12 protein-coding genes are annotated in these 17309 nt (G+C 65.0%); 6 read left to right on the top strand and 6 right to left on the bottom strand.

What is annotated here, in order from left to right:
- Positions 1-46 precede the first annotated feature (46 nt).
- A complete protein-coding gene (locus AC1DJT_RS01875) occupies positions 47-1198 on the bottom strand; it encodes an alpha/beta hydrolase (RefSeq protein ID WP_441506406.1) in 1152 nt (383 codons plus the stop codon).
- A 355-nt stretch (positions 1199-1553) separates the two neighbouring features.
- Between AC1DJT_RS01875 and AC1DJT_RS01870 the strand changes: the two genes are divergently transcribed.
- From AC1DJT_RS01870 to AC1DJT_RS01855, 4 genes are all read left to right on the top strand, one after another.
- The gene (locus AC1DJT_RS01870; RefSeq protein ID WP_476833417.1) at positions 1554-3104 is read left to right on the top strand and encodes an AbgT family transporter; all 1551 of its coding nucleotides are present in this window, start codon (positions 1554-1556) and stop codon (positions 3102-3104) included.
- Positions 3105-3158: 54 nt separating this feature from the next.
- Positions 3159-4364 carry a M20/M25/M40 family metallo-hydrolase gene (locus tag AC1DJT_RS01865; RefSeq protein ID WP_441506404.1) on the top strand — a complete coding sequence of 402 codons (1206 nt, stop codon included), beginning with the start codon at positions 3159-3161 and terminating at the stop codon, positions 4362-4364.
- Positions 4365-4464: 100 nt separating this feature from the next.
- Positions 4465-6300, top strand: a complete 1836-nt coding sequence (locus AC1DJT_RS01860) for an SLC13 family permease (RefSeq protein ID WP_476833416.1) — start codon at positions 4465-4467, stop codon at positions 6298-6300.
- A gap of 941 nt (positions 6301-7241) precedes the next feature.
- Positions 7242-8573: an MFS transporter gene (locus AC1DJT_RS01855; protein ID WP_476833415.1), complete on the top strand. Its 1332-nt coding sequence runs from the start codon at positions 7242-7244 to the stop codon at positions 8571-8573.
- Positions 8574-8686: 113 nt separating this feature from the next.
- On the opposite strand, the gene kce is transcribed toward AC1DJT_RS01855, so the two are convergent.
- The 5 genes from kce to AC1DJT_RS01830 form a co-directional block, all read right to left on the bottom strand.
- Positions 8687-9631, bottom strand: a complete 945-nt coding sequence (kce, locus tag AC1DJT_RS01850; RefSeq protein WP_476767613.1) for a 3,5-dioxohexanoate:acetyl-CoA acetone transferase — start codon at positions 9629-9631, stop codon at positions 8687-8689.
- Between the two features lie 21 nt (positions 9632-9652).
- Positions 9653-10591, bottom strand: a complete 939-nt coding sequence (locus AC1DJT_RS01845; protein ID WP_476767612.1) for a 3-hydroxyacyl-CoA dehydrogenase — start codon at positions 10589-10591, stop codon at positions 9653-9655.
- Positions 10592-10646: 55 nt separating this feature from the next.
- The gene (locus AC1DJT_RS01840) at positions 10647-13172 is read right to left on the bottom strand and encodes a branched-chain amino acid ABC transporter ATP-binding protein/permease (RefSeq protein ID WP_476767611.1); all 2526 of its coding nucleotides are present in this window, start codon (positions 13170-13172) and stop codon (positions 10647-10649) included.
- Between the two features lie 7 nt (positions 13173-13179).
- Entirely contained in the window at positions 13180-14055 is an 876-nt protein-coding gene (locus tag AC1DJT_RS01835; RefSeq protein ID WP_441506399.1) for a branched-chain amino acid ABC transporter permease, read from the bottom strand.
- 200 nt (positions 14056-14255) lie between these two features.
- Positions 14256-15521, bottom strand: coding sequence for an ABC transporter substrate-binding protein (locus AC1DJT_RS01830; protein ID WP_476833414.1), 1266 nt, complete (start codon positions 15519-15521; stop codon positions 14256-14258).
- A 118-nt stretch (positions 15522-15639) separates the two neighbouring features.
- Between AC1DJT_RS01830 and AC1DJT_RS01825 the strand changes: the two genes are divergently transcribed.
- Together AC1DJT_RS01825 and AC1DJT_RS01820 are read left to right on the top strand one after the other, a co-directional pair.
- Positions 15640-16404, top strand: coding sequence for a GntR family transcriptional regulator (locus tag AC1DJT_RS01825; protein WP_476767610.1), 765 nt, complete (start codon positions 15640-15642; stop codon positions 16402-16404).
- Positions 16405-16460: 56 nt separating this feature from the next.
- Positions 16461-17237: an SDR family oxidoreductase gene (locus tag AC1DJT_RS01820; RefSeq protein ID WP_441506398.1), complete on the top strand. Its 777-nt coding sequence runs from the start codon at positions 16461-16463 to the stop codon at positions 17235-17237.
- The last annotated feature ends 72 nt before the right edge of the window (positions 17238-17309 follow it).

The raw sequence follows: 17309 nt of genomic DNA, 5'->3' as shown, positions 1-17309 counted from the left end.
TCGTTATCAGGAGGAAGCAGGTGGTCCTCTTGCGGCACTTGGCTCGCTACTGGCGCGGGGACGCTGCGTCGAAGACGCGAATCGGCGCGGTAACGATCAGGCTGGCGGCCGAACCGAGCGCATCCGCAGCCATCAGCGGAGTGGAAACGTCGGAATCGGTGATGACCTGGCCTTGGAGCAGCCGGCCTCCAATGAGGCGGACCGCATCGGGGCTGGCGGCAAAGAGGTCGTGATTGATGCGGTCGCCGGCATTGATGGCGCTGAGATCCAGCACCGTGATGCCTGACAACCCCGCCAGCTGCTGCTGGTACTCGTCGCGCGTCAGGTCGATGCCGCCGAGGCGCGTCGCTCCGCGGGAAATGAAGCGGGAGAGCTGCAGCGCCCTGTCGTTCTGCGAGACGAAAAGCGTGATCTGCGGACGCTGGGAGCCCATGTCCTCGACTTGCCGGCGAAACACGCCGACATCGAGATCGGGCGAGGCCAGAATGAGATTGTTGATCTTCCGGGGGACGCCGCCCTGCTCGAGAGCGATCTGCCTGACGGCCTCGACGGCAGGCCAGCTCCCCATGGAATGGGCGAGGATGACGATTTCGCCGACAGAGGGGCTACTTGCAGCCGCCTTCAGCAGATAAGCGAGATCCGAGCGGGAATACGATGCATTGTCGAAATCCCGGCTGTAGTCGAGCAGATGGCCGCGCGACGGCCACGAGAACAGGACCGGGGACGCATCGGCATCGGCGTCATGGGTCAACTGCGCGAAACGAAAGACGGCGCGGTCGAACGGCGTGTTGAAGCCGTGGACGAAGACGAAGACCCGGCGCTTGCGCCCGCCCGTCGACTTGAACCATTTGACGAGGTCCGTCTTGGCGACCGGCGCGGTCGAGGTGACGACAAAATCCGTTGCCGCATTGCCGGGAGCCGTGCGCGGCAGCTGGATGGTACCGACCTCCCGATCCTTGGGGATCGAGACGACGATATTGCTGAACGAGACCGTATCTCCGCGCTCGCCGCTGAACAGAACACCCGCTTCCGCCGAGGGAGCGCGCGTCGTCGCGGCAAGCATGTTCACACGGTCGGTACCGGCAACGGGCTCGACAGGTTGAAGCAATCCGCGTGGCGCCGAAGCGCAAGCACTGAGGCCGAACGCGACGGCAAGTCCCGCCAGGCTCATCCCCAAGGTGTCGAGGCGGCGGCCCATGGTCAAAGAGCCCCAGGATTCGGGCGCGCGCCAAGCATTGCACGCAGTAACGGGCTTACCGAATTGCTCTTGCATGCCTTACCGTGCGTCGGTGTCACGTCGACGTCCCCAATCTGCAAATAGGAGATCGGAGGATCTCGAGCGGCTGTGTCAGGATAAAGAACCCATCCGGAGGCAGCAAGCTTGCCGTCAACTTTGGGACAGGCGGTCCAAGCTTTGGGATTCTGTGCCGATGCCCTCGGCGCGCAGGGAATTAAGTTGCCGGTATGACCGCCTCGGCAACGATTCCGGCGGCACACCTGCTCATCGCGACCCCCCGTGGGGCCGAAGTCCAAGGCTTAGGGGAGGGCAAGACATGTCTACCGGGAACGTCGCGTCAAAGACAACGATGCAGAGATTTCTCGATACGGTCGAGAAAGTGGGGAACATGGTTCCCCATCCCGTCGTCATCTTCCTCATCCTCATCGCCATCGTCATGGTGCTGTCGGCCGTGCTCAGCCTGTTCGGCGCGGCGGTCACCTTCGAGCGCATCAATCCCGACACCCATAAGGTCGAGATGGCGAGCACGGCGATACGCAGCCTGCTCAACGTCGAAGGCATTCGCTTCATCTATTCGTCGCTGATTCCGAACTTCATGAGCTTCACCGCCGTGGGGCTGATGATCGTCGCGATGATCGGGGCCGGCGTGGCCGAGGAATCCGGCCTGGTGACGGCGCTGATCCGGAAGCTCGTCATCGTGTCGCCGGGTTGGGCGCTGACCTATATCCTGGCCTTCGTCGGCATCCTCGCCAGCATTGCCGCGGATGCGGGCTATCTGGTCCTGATCCCGCTCGCCGGCATTGCCTATCTCGCCGTTGGGCGTCATCCGCTCGCCGGCCTCGCGCTCGGCTTTGCTGCCGTGGCCGGAGCCTTCACGGTCAATATGCTGATCAAGCCGCTCGACGCCGTTCTCGTCGAGTTCACCAATGACGCCGCCCATCTCGTTGATCCGAACCGCTCGATCGGCCTGGCTTCCAATGTCTGGTTCTCGATCGCCTCGGTGCTGTTCCTCACCGTCGTCATCGCCTTCATCACCGACCGGATGATCGCACCGCGCCTTGGCGTCTACGATCCGAAGCTGGCGGCCGAAGGCACCACGACGGAGCAGGGCGCTTCGTTGTCCGATCAGGAAACGCGTGGACTGCGCTTCGCGGGGCTCKGCCTGCTCGCGCTGGTTGCGGTGTTCTGTCTGTTGACACTGCCGCCGGGGGCGCCGCTGCGCAATCCGACAACCGGCGAGCTGATCGGCAACTCGCCCTTCATGAACGGGCTGATCGCACTGATCATGCTGATGTTCCTCACCACGGGCTGGGCCTATGGCATCGGAGCCGGGACCTTGCGGACGTTGCCGGAGGTGATCGCGGCGATCGAGAAGTCGATCAAGAATCTCGGCGGCACGATCTTCCTGTTCTTCGTGCTGAGCCAGTTCGTCGCCTATTTCACCTATACCAACATGGGCACCGTCATGGCGCTCAGCCTGTCGGGCGTCCTGCAGTCGGCCAATATCGGCGCGCTGCCGCTGCTGCTCGGCTTCATCGTCGTGGTCGCGATCATCGACCTGCTGCTGACCGGCGCGATTGCAAAATGGGCGATCTTCGCGCCCGTCTTCGTGCCGCTGCTGATGAAGCTCGGCGTCGAGCCGGAAGCGGTGCTGGCCGCCTATCGCGTCGGCGATTCCCCGATGAACGCGATCACACCGCTCAACGCCTATTTCGCCCTCGTCGTGGGCTTCGCCCAGAAATACGACAAGACCGCAGGTGTCGGCACGATCGTCTCCCTGATGCTGCCCTATGTCGTCTGGATGTTCGTGTTGTGGACGGCGCTCTTCGCGGTCTGGAAGATGCTCGGCCTGCCCTGGGGCTTGTGACGGCCGGTCGCGCAGCCCGAAACGAAATAACCCTGACCTGATCGGATGGACATCATGAGCAGCCCCTCAATCCCCCTCGACGTCGCAAGTGCCATCGACCACCTGATGAATTTCCTCTCGGTCGAAGGCGTGACCGGTCAGGAAGCCAAGATCGGGGCTGCGGTCAGCGAGGCGCTGAAGAAGGTCGGGGTGCCGGCATCCGCGATCCGCTTCGACGATGCCAACAAGCGCATCCCGGTGCCGACGGAGACCGGCAATCTCTTCGTCGATCTGCCGGGCACGCGGCCGGGGCCACGCCTGCTGTTCTCCACCCATCTCGACACCGTGCCGCTTTGCGCCGGCGCCAAACCTCGGCGTGAGGGCGACCGCATCGTCTCCGACGGGACGACCGCGCTCGGCGGCGATGCCCGCACCGGCGTCGCGCTCCTGGTCGTGCTCGCCGAGACGCTGATCAAGCACAAGCTGCCGCATCCGCCGATCACCCTGCTCTTCACCGTCCGCGAGGAGAGCGGGCTGCATGGTGCCCGTGAACTCAACCCGGCCGATCTCGGCGGGGCTGCGATGTGCATCAATGTCGATGGCCAGCTCGCCTCGGAGCTGCTCGTCGGTGCAGTCGGCCAGGAGAACTGGGAAGTCGAGATCAAGGGCAAGGCATCCCATGCCGGCGTCGCGCCGGAAAAGGGCATTTCGGCGACGCTGGTCGGCGCCATCGCGATCGCCGAGGCACAGCGTGCCGGCTGGTTCGGCAAGGTCGTCAAATCCGACGGCCACGGCACCAGCAATGTCGGCATTTTCGGCGGCAAGGGCGGCACGGTCGCGGCCGGCGATGCGACCAATGTCGTCACCGACTACGTCTATATCCGCGGCGAGGCGCGCAGCCCGGAGGCTGCCTTCGCGACCAAGATCGCGAACGGCTACAAGGAGGCCTTCGCCAAGGCGCAGGGCGAGGTGAAGGATCACGAGGGCAACACCGCGGAGGTGAAGTTCAGCCAGAAGCCGGCTTACCCCCCCTTCGAACTGGGCCAGGATGCTCCGGTGGTGAAGCGTGCCACCAAGGCGCTCAAGCTGCTGGGCATCGAGCCGACCTATCTGTTCTCCAATGGTGGTCTCGACGCCAACTGGTTTGACAAGCACGGGGTTCCGACCATCACCATCGGCGCCGGGCAGGCCGAGATCCATACCATCAAGGAGTATGTGAATCTCACCGAGTACGAAAAGGGTTGCCGCATTGGTATCCTGATGGCGACCCTGGAAGACTGAGGCCTTGGCTGGGTGCGGTGTGCCGGGGCGTAGACTGCGCCGGCATGCTGCGCCCTACGCATTTCTGCGGCCTGGCAGGGCCCAATAGGGAGCTGAGCGATTGAGCCCGATAGCCTATACCGGCACCATCATCGCCGTTGCCGTGGTCTTGTTCATCTGGAACAAGATTCCCGTCGTTCTGGTCGCGATGGGAGTAGCGCTTGCCCTTTGGGCGACCGGGGTCCTGACCCTGCCCCAGGCTCTGGGCGGTTTCGGCGACCCCGCCGTCATCTTCATCGCCTCGCTCTTCGTCGTCAGCTCCGGGCTCGAGGTCACCGGCGTCACCGCCTGGGCAGGCCAACTCCTGATCAAGGGAGCGGGCGAGGAAAGTCGAACCCGCCTTCTGATTCTCACCATGATTCTCGTTTCGCTGCTGACCGCGGTGATCAGCCTCAACGGCGCCGTCGCTGCATTGCTGCCGGTTGTTGTCGTCATCGCGGTTCGGCTCAACCGCAATTCTTCGCAACTGCTGATGCCGCTGGTCTTCGCCGCGCATGCGGGTTCGATGCTGGCGCTGACGGGAACTCCCGTGAACGTGCTGGTCTCCGAGGCCAGTAGCGATGCAGGGATGGGTAGCTTCGGTTTCTTCGAATTCGCGCTGGTCGGCGTGCCGCTGCTGGCGGGCACGATGGCGATCATCATCCTCTTCGGCCAGCGCCTGCTGCCTGAGCGCAATGGCGCGACCATGCCCGCCGATTTCAGCCGGCATGCCAAGACGCTGGTCGAGCAATACGGCCTTGCCAGCGGCATCTATCAGATGCGCGTGCGTGCCAGTTCGCCTTATCTCGGCGCTGCGCCCGCCAGCATCGACCTGTCGGCCTATCCGGGGCTGCAGCTGGTCGCCATTCAGGAGGGCGAAACCGCAAGCCCCATCCGTCGCTCGGTCATTGCCGATGGCGATCATCTTTTGGTTCGCGGTGAGGCTGACGCGGCCGCGACACTGGCGGCGGAGATGCATCTCGCCTTCCGTGAGGAGGCAAAGCAGGGGCAGGGCGCGGAGACGCTGTTCAACCAGCGCTCCGGTCTGGCCGAAGTCGTGATCCCGCCGCGCTCCGGCCTGATCGGCCAGACCGTTTTCCCGGGGATGGTCACCGACAGTGGCGATCTGATCGTTCTGGCCGTGCAGCGCGCGGGGGCGGAACTCGCCGCCGCGAATGCAACCAAGGATTCCGGTGGCATCGTGCTGCAAGCCGGCGATACCATGCTGCTGCAGGGCACCTGGAAGGCGCTCGACGTCCATCTCGACGATCCCGATGTCCTCGTCGTGAGCTCGCCCGAACTGGTGCGCCGTCAAGCCGTGCCGATGGGCCCCGGCGCGAAGCAGGCCGTCATCATTMTCGTCGCGATGGTTCTGCTGCTTGCCACAGGCGTCGTCCCGCCCGCCGTCGCAGGTTTGCTGGCTGCAGGCGCGATCATCCTGTCGGGCATCATGAATGTCGAGCAGTCCTACCGCGCGATCGGCTGGACCACCGTGATCCTCGTCGGCGCGATGATGCCGCTCTCGACCGCGATGGTGGAAACCGGTGCGGCGAAGCTGATGGCCGAGCGGCTCGTCTACATGGTTGGCGATGCCGGCCCAGTCGCCTTGCTTGCGGGTCTGTTCGTGCTGACTGCCGTCATGGGGCAGTTGATCAGCAATACCGCGACCGCGCTGATCGTCATCCCGATCGGGGTGGCCGCTGCCGCCAGCATGGGGATTTCGCCGCGGCCGGTCTTGATGAGCACGGCCGTTGCCGCCGCCGGAGCTTTCCTCACCCCGATCGCGACGCCGACCAATCTGATGGTGATGGGGCCAGGCGGCTATGCCTTCAGCGATTACTGGAAGCTCGGCCTGCCGCTGCTGATCTGGTTCTTCGTGGTGGCCGTCTTCATCGTTCCGCTCATCTGGCGCTTCTGAATTCTGTCCGACTGCCGAGAGTTTTCGCCGAGCTCGCGGTCAAAGCGGGCGGAGCAGGAACGATCGGCCGTGACAGCGGCCGATCGATTGCCTGGCGTGGTGATGCGCCGGGTCAACATTTGGCTTGAGGCCAAGGAGGATCAATTGGTTGATATTCGCGGAGCAGCGCTCGCTGCTGGGATGGTTATCGGAGCACTGTGTTCGGGCACTGCCTTTGCTGCCCCGGTATCATCGGCTGGTAGCGTTGCCACCAATCCCGGCGTCGAACTCGCACAATGGCACCGTTCGCCCCCGCGGCATGTCGCGCCACGCCATGGCCGCTGCTGGTGGGAAAACCGTCGCGTGCGCGACCATCGTGGCCGCTGGGTCGTCCGCCGCGTGCAAGTCTGCCGCCGCTGACCGGGCAATCCGGGGCGCGCCCCGGACCAGTGCGGGCGGTCGCCGCGCAGGGATGACGCCGCGTAGTGACGTATGTCCAGCTGGCCTTGGGGCCAGGATGCAGACGCCGAGAAGCGCCAAGAACTCCCACGCTTCTCGGCACACCACATCTGATCGGCAGGAGCTGCCGCTACCCCGGACTCAAACTCCGAACCACACAGATCCAGGATCCTCCGGCCTTCGGGCGTCGCTCGATCCTCCGAGACGGTCGCGTGTGATGACAGTGTCGCCGGCTCTCTTGCATTGAGAGCGATGTCGCGATGGATGCACCGATAACCCAAGCAGACATCACCCCGCTCTTCTAAGCCACGTCCCTCCCTGAATGATGCTGCCGAAAGAGCGGCCAGAACGGCTGATCTGCTCGGAATTGGGCGATATCGAGCATCTTGTTCGGTCGGCGCGGGGTCAAATCACATAGCCCCCGTGCTGCTACTCGCGGTGCCCGGGACGGTCTATCGCCAACTTGGGCAGCCGATGACGATGAAAGGGGTCTGCGCAAGCCGATGACCAATCTGCCCGTCGGCACGCCAGGGGGACAGGCCCCATGCCAGAAGCCACCGCCCGACCAACAGCATGCATTGCTGCGTATTCTCGGCCTCGCCTGCTTCGGCTCTTCGCTTGGTGTGTTCCTGTTCGACCCGGTGCTGCCCATGCTCAGCCGGGATTTTGCGGTGCCTCGCAGCCAGGTTGTGGCCATGGCGACGGCGTTTGCGCTCGCCTATGCCCTGGCACAGCCGATTGCCGGTGCTCTCGGCGACCAACTCGGCAAATTGCGGGTGATGCGCGTCTGCCTCGGGGTGAGCGCGCTTGGCACATTGCTCGGCAGCCTTGCCTCCAGTTTCGAGCTGCTGCTCGCCACCCGGCTCGTCGTCGGCTTCTTCACGGCCGGCACATTCCCGCTGTGCTTTGCCATCCTCGCGGAGCGGATCGCGCCTGAGGGGCATCAGGAGGCTTTCGGCAAGGCCAGTGCGGTCTCGGTCACAGGGTCGCTGGCCGGGGCCGTCGGGTCCGRCTTCATTGCCGATGCGCTCGGCTGGCGCGGCAGCCTGCTCGTGGCCGGCCTGATCGGCCTGAGCTGTTTCGCTATCGTCACGGCGGCGCTGCGCGATACCCGCGAAGTCTCGTCATCGCGCGCCGGGTTCGGCTCGGCGTTCTCTGCCTATCGCAGGATTCTCGGGCTGGCGAGCGCCCGCCGCGATCTTGGGCTGCAGCTTGCCCTGACCGGACTGACACAGGGCTTGTTCCCGCACATTGCCTTTCTCGTCGGAGCCAGTGCGTCCACCGTCGGCATCGTGCTCTCCGGCTTCATGATCGGCAGCATTGCCTATGGGGTCAGCCTGCGCCGCACCCTGCGCTGGATAACGCCAGTCCATTTCACCCTGGCCGGCGGTCTGGTCATGGCGCTCGCCATGGCAAGTCTGAGTGCCCATCTTCCCTGGCCTTTGCAGTTCGGCGCATTGCTGGCATTCGGCTTCGCACTATCGCAGTGCAGCCATTCCACTTCAGACCTATCTGGCGACGCTGACCCCGCATACGCAGGGCGCGATGATGGCGTTGCACTCGATGGCGGCCATGCTCGGGCAGTCGGCCATGCCGCTGATCTATGCGGCAGGGTTCGACAGGGCCGGCATCATGCCGACCCTGCTTGTCTCGGCATGTCTGCTCGGCCTCTGCGCCGCGGCGGTCGCCTCAATCATGCATTCCAGCAAACGCTGCCGTTGAACCGAATCGTCGGGGGCGCGAGGGACGATGCATCTTCCGCCGCGCAGATCGAGGCGTTCCGCAACGTCATGATGACCGGCAGTAGGTCGGCCGCGATTTCGAGGCGGAGTTAGATCAACGKACCGGATATCGTATCCAGTCCGATGATCTAACCCTTTGTCCTTGCATCGGCTTTCCCGAAAACCGCAATCCACTTTTCGGGCCGATGCTTTAGTAGCGGCGCCGTTCAAAAGGCGACCTTGTCTGCCCCCTTGAGCTGCAGCAGTTCGCGCGCATCGTCCGGAGTCGCCAGCTCCAGTCCGAGACCTTCGATGATCTTCCGCGCCGCCCGGACCTGTTCGGCATTGGATTTTGCCAACTGTCCCGGCCCGATCCAAAGCGAATCCTCCAGACCGACGCGCAGGTTGCCACCCATCGCGACAGCCATTGCGGCGATCGGAAGCTGGTGACGCCCGGCGCCAAGCACCGACCAATGGTACTGGTCGCCGAAGAGCCGATCGGCCGTGCGCTTCATATGCGCGACATCTTCCGGGTGCGGCCCGATGCCGCCGAGCAGGCCGAAGACCGACTGGACGAAGAAGGGCGGCTTCACCAGCCCGCGATCGACGAAATGCGCCAGCGTGTAGAGATGTCCGATATCGTAGCACTCGATCTCGAAGCGCGTGCCGTTCTCGGCGCAGGTCGTCAGGATGTTCTCGATGTCCTGGAACGTGTTCTTGAAGATGCGGTCCTTCGAGCCTTCGAGATAGGGCTGCTCCCAATCATGCTTGAACGCCTTGAAGCGGCTCAGCATCGGATACAGACCGAAATTCATCGAGCCCATGTTGAGCGAGGCGACTTCGGGCTTGAAATGGGCGCAGGGTCGCAGACGCTCCTCGATACCCATGGTCGGCGCACCGCCCGTGGTGATGTTGATGACGCAATCGCTGCGCTGCTTGATCACTTTCAGGAAGGGCTCGAAGGCCTCGGGGGACTGGTCCGGCTTGCCGGTGACGGGATCGCGAGCATGGACATGCACGAGCGCCGCTCCCGCTTCGGCGGCGCCGACCGCAGCGTCGATGATTTCATCGGCGGTCACCGGCAGGTAAGGCGACATCGAGGGGGTGTGGATCGCACCGGTCACGGCGCAGGTGATCATGACTTTGCGGTTCTTGGCCACGGCGGCTCCCATCAGCGGTCAGGATGAAGGATTTCAGACGGGTTTGCGCGCGGCCGCGCGCTTATGGGCCTGCAGTGCGGCCAGCCGCGTGTCGCGCCAGTCGCTCAGGCGCTTCACCCGCTCGGCCGATTGCGTTCCGGGCCATTCGCTCATGACCGTGGCGACGGTTTCCGCGCCAAACGGGTCGCCGCCAACGGCTTGTGCCGCCATGGTCGCGATGGAGGCGCCGTAACGGGCGCAGTAATCGGGAATACCGCCGGGCGCGTTGAGCTCGATCGTCTCGAACGGCCCCATGAAGGACCAGCGCAGGCCGAGCCCGTCGCGGATCGTCTTGTCGACGTCTTCCGCACTCGCGACGCCCTCGCCGACGAGGCGAAAGGCTTCCGCCAGCAGCACGGCCTGCAGGCGGTTGAGGACGAAGCCCGGCTTCTCCTTGCGCAGCACGATCGGAACCTGCCCGGCCTGTTCATAGATCGCCTTGGCCCGGGCGAGGACGGCCGGATCCGTCCAGGGCGCCGGTGCAAGTTCGACGATGGGTACGAGATGCGGAGGATTGACGGGATGGGCGACGACACAGCGGGCCCGCCCCGGGAGCGTCTCGCTGAACACCGAGGCCATGATGAACGAGGTCGAGGAGGCGAGAATCGTCTCCGGCGCGGCAAGCCTGTCCATCTCGGCGAAGAGGGCGCGCTTGGTTTCCACGGCCTCCGGCCCGTTCTCCTGCACGAGGTCGGCGCGGTTCAAGGCATCCGCCAGGCCCGAGGCGACGCGGATACGCGCGAGCGAGCCCCTTGGGTCCTCGACGAGGCCGTGGCCGGCGAGTTCCTCAAGATTGCTGCCGATATGGGTGCGGGCGGCCTCGGCCGCTCCGGGCGCGACATCATGCAGTGCGACGTCGAAACCATGGCTGGCGAAGATGGTGGCCCAGGCACGGCCGATCAGTCCGGAGCCTATGATCGCGATCTTGGTCATGCGTGTTGATCCTGCGGGAAGCGACGAAGGTCGGGATAGGGTTGAGGCAGGGCGCTCACAGCCAGAGCACCTGCCGGCGTAGCGCCAGGTCCTGGCTGAGAGCCTTCGACGGGCCGACATGAGTGACCTGGCCGCGCTCAAGCACGACCGTGCGGTCCGAAAGTGCCAGCGCAAGGTCGAGATGGTGGTCCACGATCACGATCGCGATCTCCTGTCTCAGCTTGTCGAAGGCCTCGAAAAGTTCCTCGACCACAGCCGGGGCGAGGCCCTCGAAGGGCTCGTCCAGCAGCAAGACACGTGTGTCACCGGAGAGCGCCCGCGCCACGGCCACCATCTGCTGCTCGCCACCGGAGAGGTAGTCGGCCGGGGAATGCCAGCGCTGCTTGATGCGTGGGAAGAAGGCGAAGATCTTGTCGTCCTCCCAGCGCGTGCCGTTGCCGGTCAGGCGCTTGAGGCGGCCGAGCTCCATATTGTCCTTGACGCTCATGCCGGCGAAGAGACCGCGCCCCTGCGGCACATAGGCGAGGCCGGCGCGCGCGATCGCGGCCGGCGGCAGGCGTGCGATGTCGGCACCGGCAAGATTGATCGTTCCCGTGGCGGGCGGTGCAATGCCGGTGATCGTCTTCAGCAAGGTCGATTTGCCGGCGCCGTTGCGGCCGAGCAGCGCCACGATCTCGTTCACGTGGACGTCGAAGCTGACGTCGCGGAGAATGTGGCTCTTGCCGTAATAGGTGTCCACGCCGGAAAGCCCGAGCAGAACCGTCTCCCCTGCCGCACTGGGGCGTGGCTTCTCGGCCAGCGCATGCGCGCCCGAGCCGATATAGACCGCCTGAACCTGCGGGGAGGAGCGTGCATCCTCGACCGTGCCGTCGACCAGCACGCTGCCCTCGTTCATCACCGTGACATGGTCCGCGATCTGGAAGACGCGGTCGATATCGTGCTCGACCAGCAGCACCGGCAGGTCGGCCGAGATCGACTTGATCAGGTTGCCGACGCGTTCGCGCTCGGCTGCTGCGAGACCGGCGAGTGGTTCGTCCAGGAGCAGGACACGCGGCTTGGTGGCAAGGGCGAGACTCATGTCGAGCAGACGCTGGCCGCCATAGCTGAGCGAGCCGGCCTCGGCGCTCTCGATGCCGCGCAGGCCCATGGTCTCGATGACCTGCCGCGTCTCGTCCGAAACCTGTCCCAGCGACTCCGCCGCCCGCCAGAAGCCGAAGCGCTCCGGAGCGCGCGCCTGCACGGCGAGACGGACATTCTCGGCGACGGAAAGCGACGGGAACAGATTGGTGATCTGGAAGGCGCGGCCGATGCCGGCGCGGGTGATCGCTTCGGGCGAGAGCCCCGTGATCTCGCGCTCGCGCAGGCGAACCTCGCCATGATCCGGCCGAAACTGGCCTGAGATCAGGTTGAAGGCGGTCGTCTTGCCGGCACCGTTCGGGCCGATCAGCGCATGCAGCGACCGGTCGCGTATCGCGAGAGTGACACCCTCGACCGCCTTGATGCCGCCAAAGCTCTTGGCGAGGCCGGTCGCGGTAAGGATTGCGCCCTCGACCCAGTTCTGCGGCTTCATGAAATCCGGGAGCGTGACCGCACCGACCTTGCGCGCCGACATTGCCGCGTCCTCGGCTGCCTGCTTGCGGAAGGGCCGCAGCAGGCGCTCGCCGACGCCAACGAGCCCCATGGGTGAGAAGACGATGAAGCCGACGAAGAGCAGCCCGAACCAGAACAGCCAATTCGGCGTGAGGCTGGAGAGATAGTCGCGGAAGATCACGAAGAAGAGCGCGCCGAGAGCCGGGCCCAGGAAGGAGCGCATGCCGCCGATCACGACCATCGCCAGCAATTCGCCGGAGAAGGCGACCGAGATCGGCTCGGCCGAGGTCATGCGGTTGTTGAACAGCAGCAGCGTGCCGGCAAGCCCGGTCAGGGCCGCCGAGATGGTGAAGGCGACGAGCTTGTAGCGGTTCGTCTGGTAGCCGAGAAACCGGGCGCGCTGTTCGTTCTCGCGGATCGCGACCAGAACGGTGCCGACCGGAGAGCGCTGGAAGCGCCAGAGCCCGTAGACCACTGCCATGCCGATCAGCGCGACGAGGATGTAGAACGGCAGCGCCTGATCGAAATCGACGCCAGCGAAGAGCGGGCGCCTGATGCCGCCGAGGCCGTCCTCCCCGCCGGTCACGGCGGTCCAGCGGAAGGCGATCGAATAGGTCATGGCGGCGAGCGCCAGGGTCAGGAGCGAGAAATACACGCCCTTGCGGCGCAGGATCAGGGCGCCGAACGCGAAGGCGAGCACGCCCACGAAGAGCACCGCGAGCAGGATCGGCAGGGCGAACTGGCCGGGCAGCCAGTTGCGCTGGATCAAGCCCGCGGCATAGGCGGCGAGCCCGAACCAGGCGCCATGGCCGAAGGAGACGAGTCCGGTCGTGCCGACGAGAATGTTCAGGGCCATGCAGGCAATGGCGAAGACGACGATCTCGGTCGCCGAGGTGGTGCCGAGCCCAATGAAATGCATCAGGAAGGGCAGGGCGGCGAGGCCGATGGCGGCAATCAGGAGAGGCGCGCGGTCGCGCTGAGAGGCTGTCATTTCGCCCTCACTCGAAGCGCTGGATGCGTTCGCCGAACAGGCCGCGCGGCCGGAACAGCAGGACGAGCAGCATCATCAGGTAGATCACCGCGGTCGACCATTGCGTGAAGCCGAGGCCGATGGTGATGCCCTTGACCACGCCGACCATCAGCGCCGCCACGACCACGCCCCAGAAGGAGCCGAGGCCGCCGATGACGACGACGACGAAGGCCGGGGTGATGATCTCCTGCCCCATGGCGGGATGGATCGAGTAGATCGGCGCGAGCAGGACGCCGGCCAGGCCGGCAAGCCCAATGCCGATGCCGGCTACAGCCATCATGTAGGGCTGCAGCGAAATGCCGAGCGCACCGACCATGTCGGGGTTCTGCACGCCGGCCCGGACGACGCGACCAAAGGACGTGCGCTGGAGCAGGAACCAGAGCCCGAGTACGCAAGCTGCTGCGATCAGGAGCAGAAGCGCGCGATAGCGCGAGTAGATGAACTCGCCGAGGAAGATCTGGCCGCGCAGTGCAGGCGGGATCGAGAACGAGAGCGGTGGCGCGCCGAAGATCATGCGCAGGGATTGCTCCGCCACCATCGCGAGCCCGAAGGTCAGCAGCAGCGAGAGGATCGGGTCCGAGCGGTAGAAGCGCTGGAACAGGCCGCGCTCGACGACGATGCCGATCAGCGCCACCAGCACCGGCGACGCGATGATCGCGCCGCCGAAGCCGATATGGGGCGCGAGCACGATCGTGAGATAGGCGCCGATCGCATAGAAGGCGCCATGCGCGAGATTGACGATGCCGCCGAGCGAGAAGATCAGCGACAGGCCGAGCGCGATCAGAAGGTAATAGACGCCGTCGAGCAGTCCGTTCAGTACCTGCTGGATGAAGAGAATAAGCAAGGGGACGCCTTTGCTTGATCGACAGGGCCGGGCAGGGGCGCGGCGCGCCCGAGAGGTTCGGGAGGCGCCTTCATCCCGGCCGCAACGAAGCGGAGTGCCGGGGCCATCCCAGGGCGCTGGGCTCTACGATGGCTTCCGGATCGGCGCCGCTGGCGCGGCCGATCCGGAATGACGGCGCGGATCTGGCAAGGGGGAGCGCCTCAGCTCATCTTGCAGACCGCCTCGTCCCCCGTCGTCGCGATCACTTCGAGGCTTTCGTTCGGTCCCGGCACGGGCGGCKAGGAGGTGAAGAGATCCCACTGGTTCTTGACCTGCGCTGCCGGCAGCGCCGTGATCGTGTACATCTCGCTCATCAACTGATGGTCCGAGGCGCGGAAATAGCCTTCCCGCGTCTTCATCACGTCGAATTTCGCGCCCTTTTCCCAGTGCTCGAGGATCTTGGCCGTGTCGGTGCTCTTCAGCTCGTTCATCGACTGGGCCATGATCTTCACGGCCATGTAATCGCCCCAGGCCTGGTTCTCGGGCGGCTTGCCGTATTTCTTGGTGAAGGCGGAGACGAAGGTCTTGCTCGCCGGCGTGTCGATCAGGTGGTGCCAGACGCAGGGCCAGACGCCGCCAAAATTGTCCTTGCCGGCAGCCCAGGCGAGCGCCGTGTCGAAGCCGAACCCGGCGACCGGGAAGGTCAGGCCGAATTCGGAATACTGCTTGAGGAAATTGGTGATCTGGTTGCCGGCAAGGTTCGAGATCACGATGTCGGGCTTGGCGGCGCGGATTTCGATCAGGAGCGCCGAGAAATCGGTTGCGTCGGTCGGCACCAGCTTGTCGGCGGCGAATTGGCCGCCATTGGCTTCCATGAAGCGCTTGGCGACCTTGAGCAGGTCATGGCCGAAGGCGTAGTCGGCGGTCAGCGAGAACCACTTCTTGCCCTTGACCAGCCCCTGCGCCATCAGCGAGCGGCCGCAGCTCTTCACATACATCGAGTTCTGGTGCTCGACATGGAACATGTAGCGGTTGCAGCTCTCGCCGCGCAGGGCATCGGAGTTGCCGCCGGTGTTGACGAAGAGGATCTTGTTGCGCGCTGCGACCTGCGAGATCGTCAGGCAGGAGGCCGAGGAAATCTCGCCGAGAATGCACGCGACCTTGTCACGCTCGATCATGCGCTCGGCCTTGGTCGAGGCGGTCTGCGGATTGACCGAATCCTCCTTCAGGGCCTCGAGCTTGCGGCCGTTGATGCCGCCCKCAGCATTGATCTCCTCGACGGCGAGGTCGACGGCCATGACGCCGTACTCGCCGAGCGGACCGAGGAAGCCGGTGCGCGGGGTCAGGTGGCCGAAGCGGATGGCATCCGGCGTCTGCGCCAGGATCAGCGACGGACTTGCAATCAATCCGGTGGCGGCACCGGCTCCGAGCCCGGCAAGGGCCTGACGTCGTGACAAACGAAATTTCGACTGCTGATGGTCTGCCATTGCGTTMCTCCCAGAACGGTTCCGCGCTGTACGCTGGAGATTGTCGACCTGCTGTCTGCTCTGCTGGCGGCTTGATATCCACTTGTCGTGATCTGTGATCACAGTTAGGTTGGCAGACATGGTTGCCCCTGTCCAGTCCTTCGCCAATCCGGTTGCCGACGAGGGGATCGGCGATGTGTCGGCTGGCCGCGATGCATCTGCGCTCGACGAGGTCGGGGCGCTGACGCGCGAAACCCTGGGGGAGAGGGTCACCGGGGAATTGCGGGCGCTGCTCGTTGCCGGCCGGCTTGCTCCGGGCGAAAAGCTCTCGTTGCGGCGTGTCGCGGAGGCTCTTGGTGTCTCGATGATGCCGGTGCGCGAGGCGGTCAGCCGGCTCGCTGCGGATGGCGCGTTGGAGGTGCTGCCCGGACGTGCCGTACGCGTTCCGCTGCTGAGATTGGCACAGTTTCGCGAATTGACGCGCCTGCGCCTGGTCGTCGAGGGCTTTGCGGCCGAAGAAGCAGCAAAGACGGCGAACGAAGCCGAGATCGAGGAGATCGCCCGGCACGAAGCCGCATTCCGACAGGCGGCAAGCGCCGATCCTCCAGACGCCGCAGGCGCAGTCGCAGCCAACCGCAATCTGCATTTCACGCTCTATGAGGCGGCGCGCATGCCGACCTTGGTCGAGATGATCGAGCGGCTCTGGCTGAAGGCCGGCCCCATCCTCAATCTCGATATGCGCCACGAACCGCGCCGCCTCGACGGTGGCAGCGCCGTGGTCTCCCATGCCGCCCTGCTCGATGCCTTGCGGCGCCGGGATCCGCAGGCTGCAAGGGCCGCGCTGGAAGTCGATATCGCTGCAGCCGCCGCCCACATCGAAAGCACCGGCGGCCTGGCGCCATAGTCAGGTTCGCCGCAATCTGAGAGGCGCTACGGCGCGGGCATCGGGGGGAGACGACAATGGATTTGCAGATCAAGGGATTGCGCGTTCTGGTTACGGCGGGCGCCAACGGCATTGGCCGGGCGACGGCGCGCGCCTTTGCGGCGGAAGGCGCCAGGGTCCATATCTGCGACGTCGATCGCGAGGCCCTGGCAGCGATGGCGTCCAGCGATCCGGCGATCACGCAATCGGTCTGCGACGTCTCTGACCGCGACGCGGTGGCCAACCTGTTCAATGAGGCGCTGGCGGCGCTCGGCGGGCTCGACTGCCTCGTCAACAATGCCGGTATCGCCGGGCCGACCGGCCGCGTCGACGAAATCGATCCCGCGGACTGGGATGCCTGTGTCGCAGTCGATCTGACCGGTCAGTACAACTGCACCCGGCTCGCCGTGCTGCATCTCAAGCAATCCGCCAATGCCAGCATCGTCAATCTGTCGAGCCAGGCCGGCAAGCACGGCTTTCCGCTGCGCTCGCCCTATGGCGCGGCGAAATGGGGGGTCATCGGCTTCACCAAGGCGATCTCGGCGGAGCTCGGCGAGTTCGGAATCAGGGCCAATGCGATCTGCCCCGGCCTGGTCGACGGTGCCCGTATCCAGAGCGTGATCGCCAACAAGGCGCGCAGCTTCAACATCTCGCATGAGGAGATGACCCAGCGCCTGTTCGCGGGCGTCTCGATCAAGCAGTTCGTCGACCCGAACGACATCGCCAAGCAGATCGTCTTCCTGGCGTCCCCCTTCGCCAAGACAATCTCCGGTCAGGAAATCTCGGTCTGCGGCGACACGCGCATGCTCAGCTGAGCGGGGAGCAGAGCAGGGCGCGAGATCCTTGCAGCGACCCGGCTTCGCTCGGAGGCCGGGTCGGAAATGCGA

The organism is Allobosea sp. 05T422_2 (genome assembly GCF_056396265.1).
Note: the sequence above shows the minus strand (reverse complement) of the source record. Positions and strands in the feature narration are given on the sequence as shown.

Bases quoted from the DNA above. Each gene is read 5' to 3' on its own strand.
- AC1DJT_RS01865 (WP_441506404.1), top strand. From the start codon at position 3,159: ATGAGCAGCCCCTCAATCCCCCTCGACGTCGCAAGTGCCATCGACCAC.
- AC1DJT_RS01820 (WP_441506398.1), top strand. From the start codon at position 16,461: ATGGATTTGCAGATCAAGGGATTGCGCGTTCTGGTTACGGCGGGCGCC.
- AC1DJT_RS01845 (WP_476767612.1), bottom strand. From the start codon at position 10,591: ATGACCAAGATCGCGATCATAGGCTCCGGACTGATCGGCCGTGCCTGG.
- AC1DJT_RS01840 (WP_476767611.1), bottom strand. From the start codon at position 13,172: ATGACAGCCTCTCAGCGCGACCGCGCGCCTCTCCTGATTGCCGCCATC.
- AC1DJT_RS01825 (WP_476767610.1), top strand. From the start codon at position 15,640: ATGGTTGCCCCTGTCCAGTCCTTCGCCAATCCGGTTGCCGACGAGGGG.
- AC1DJT_RS01875 (WP_441506406.1), bottom strand. From the start codon at position 1,198: ATGGGCCGCCGCCTCGACACCTTGGGGATGAGCCTGGCGGGACTTGCC.
- kce (WP_476767613.1), bottom strand. From the start codon at position 9,631: ATGGGAGCCGCCGTGGCCAAGAACCGCAAAGTCATGATCACCTGCGCC.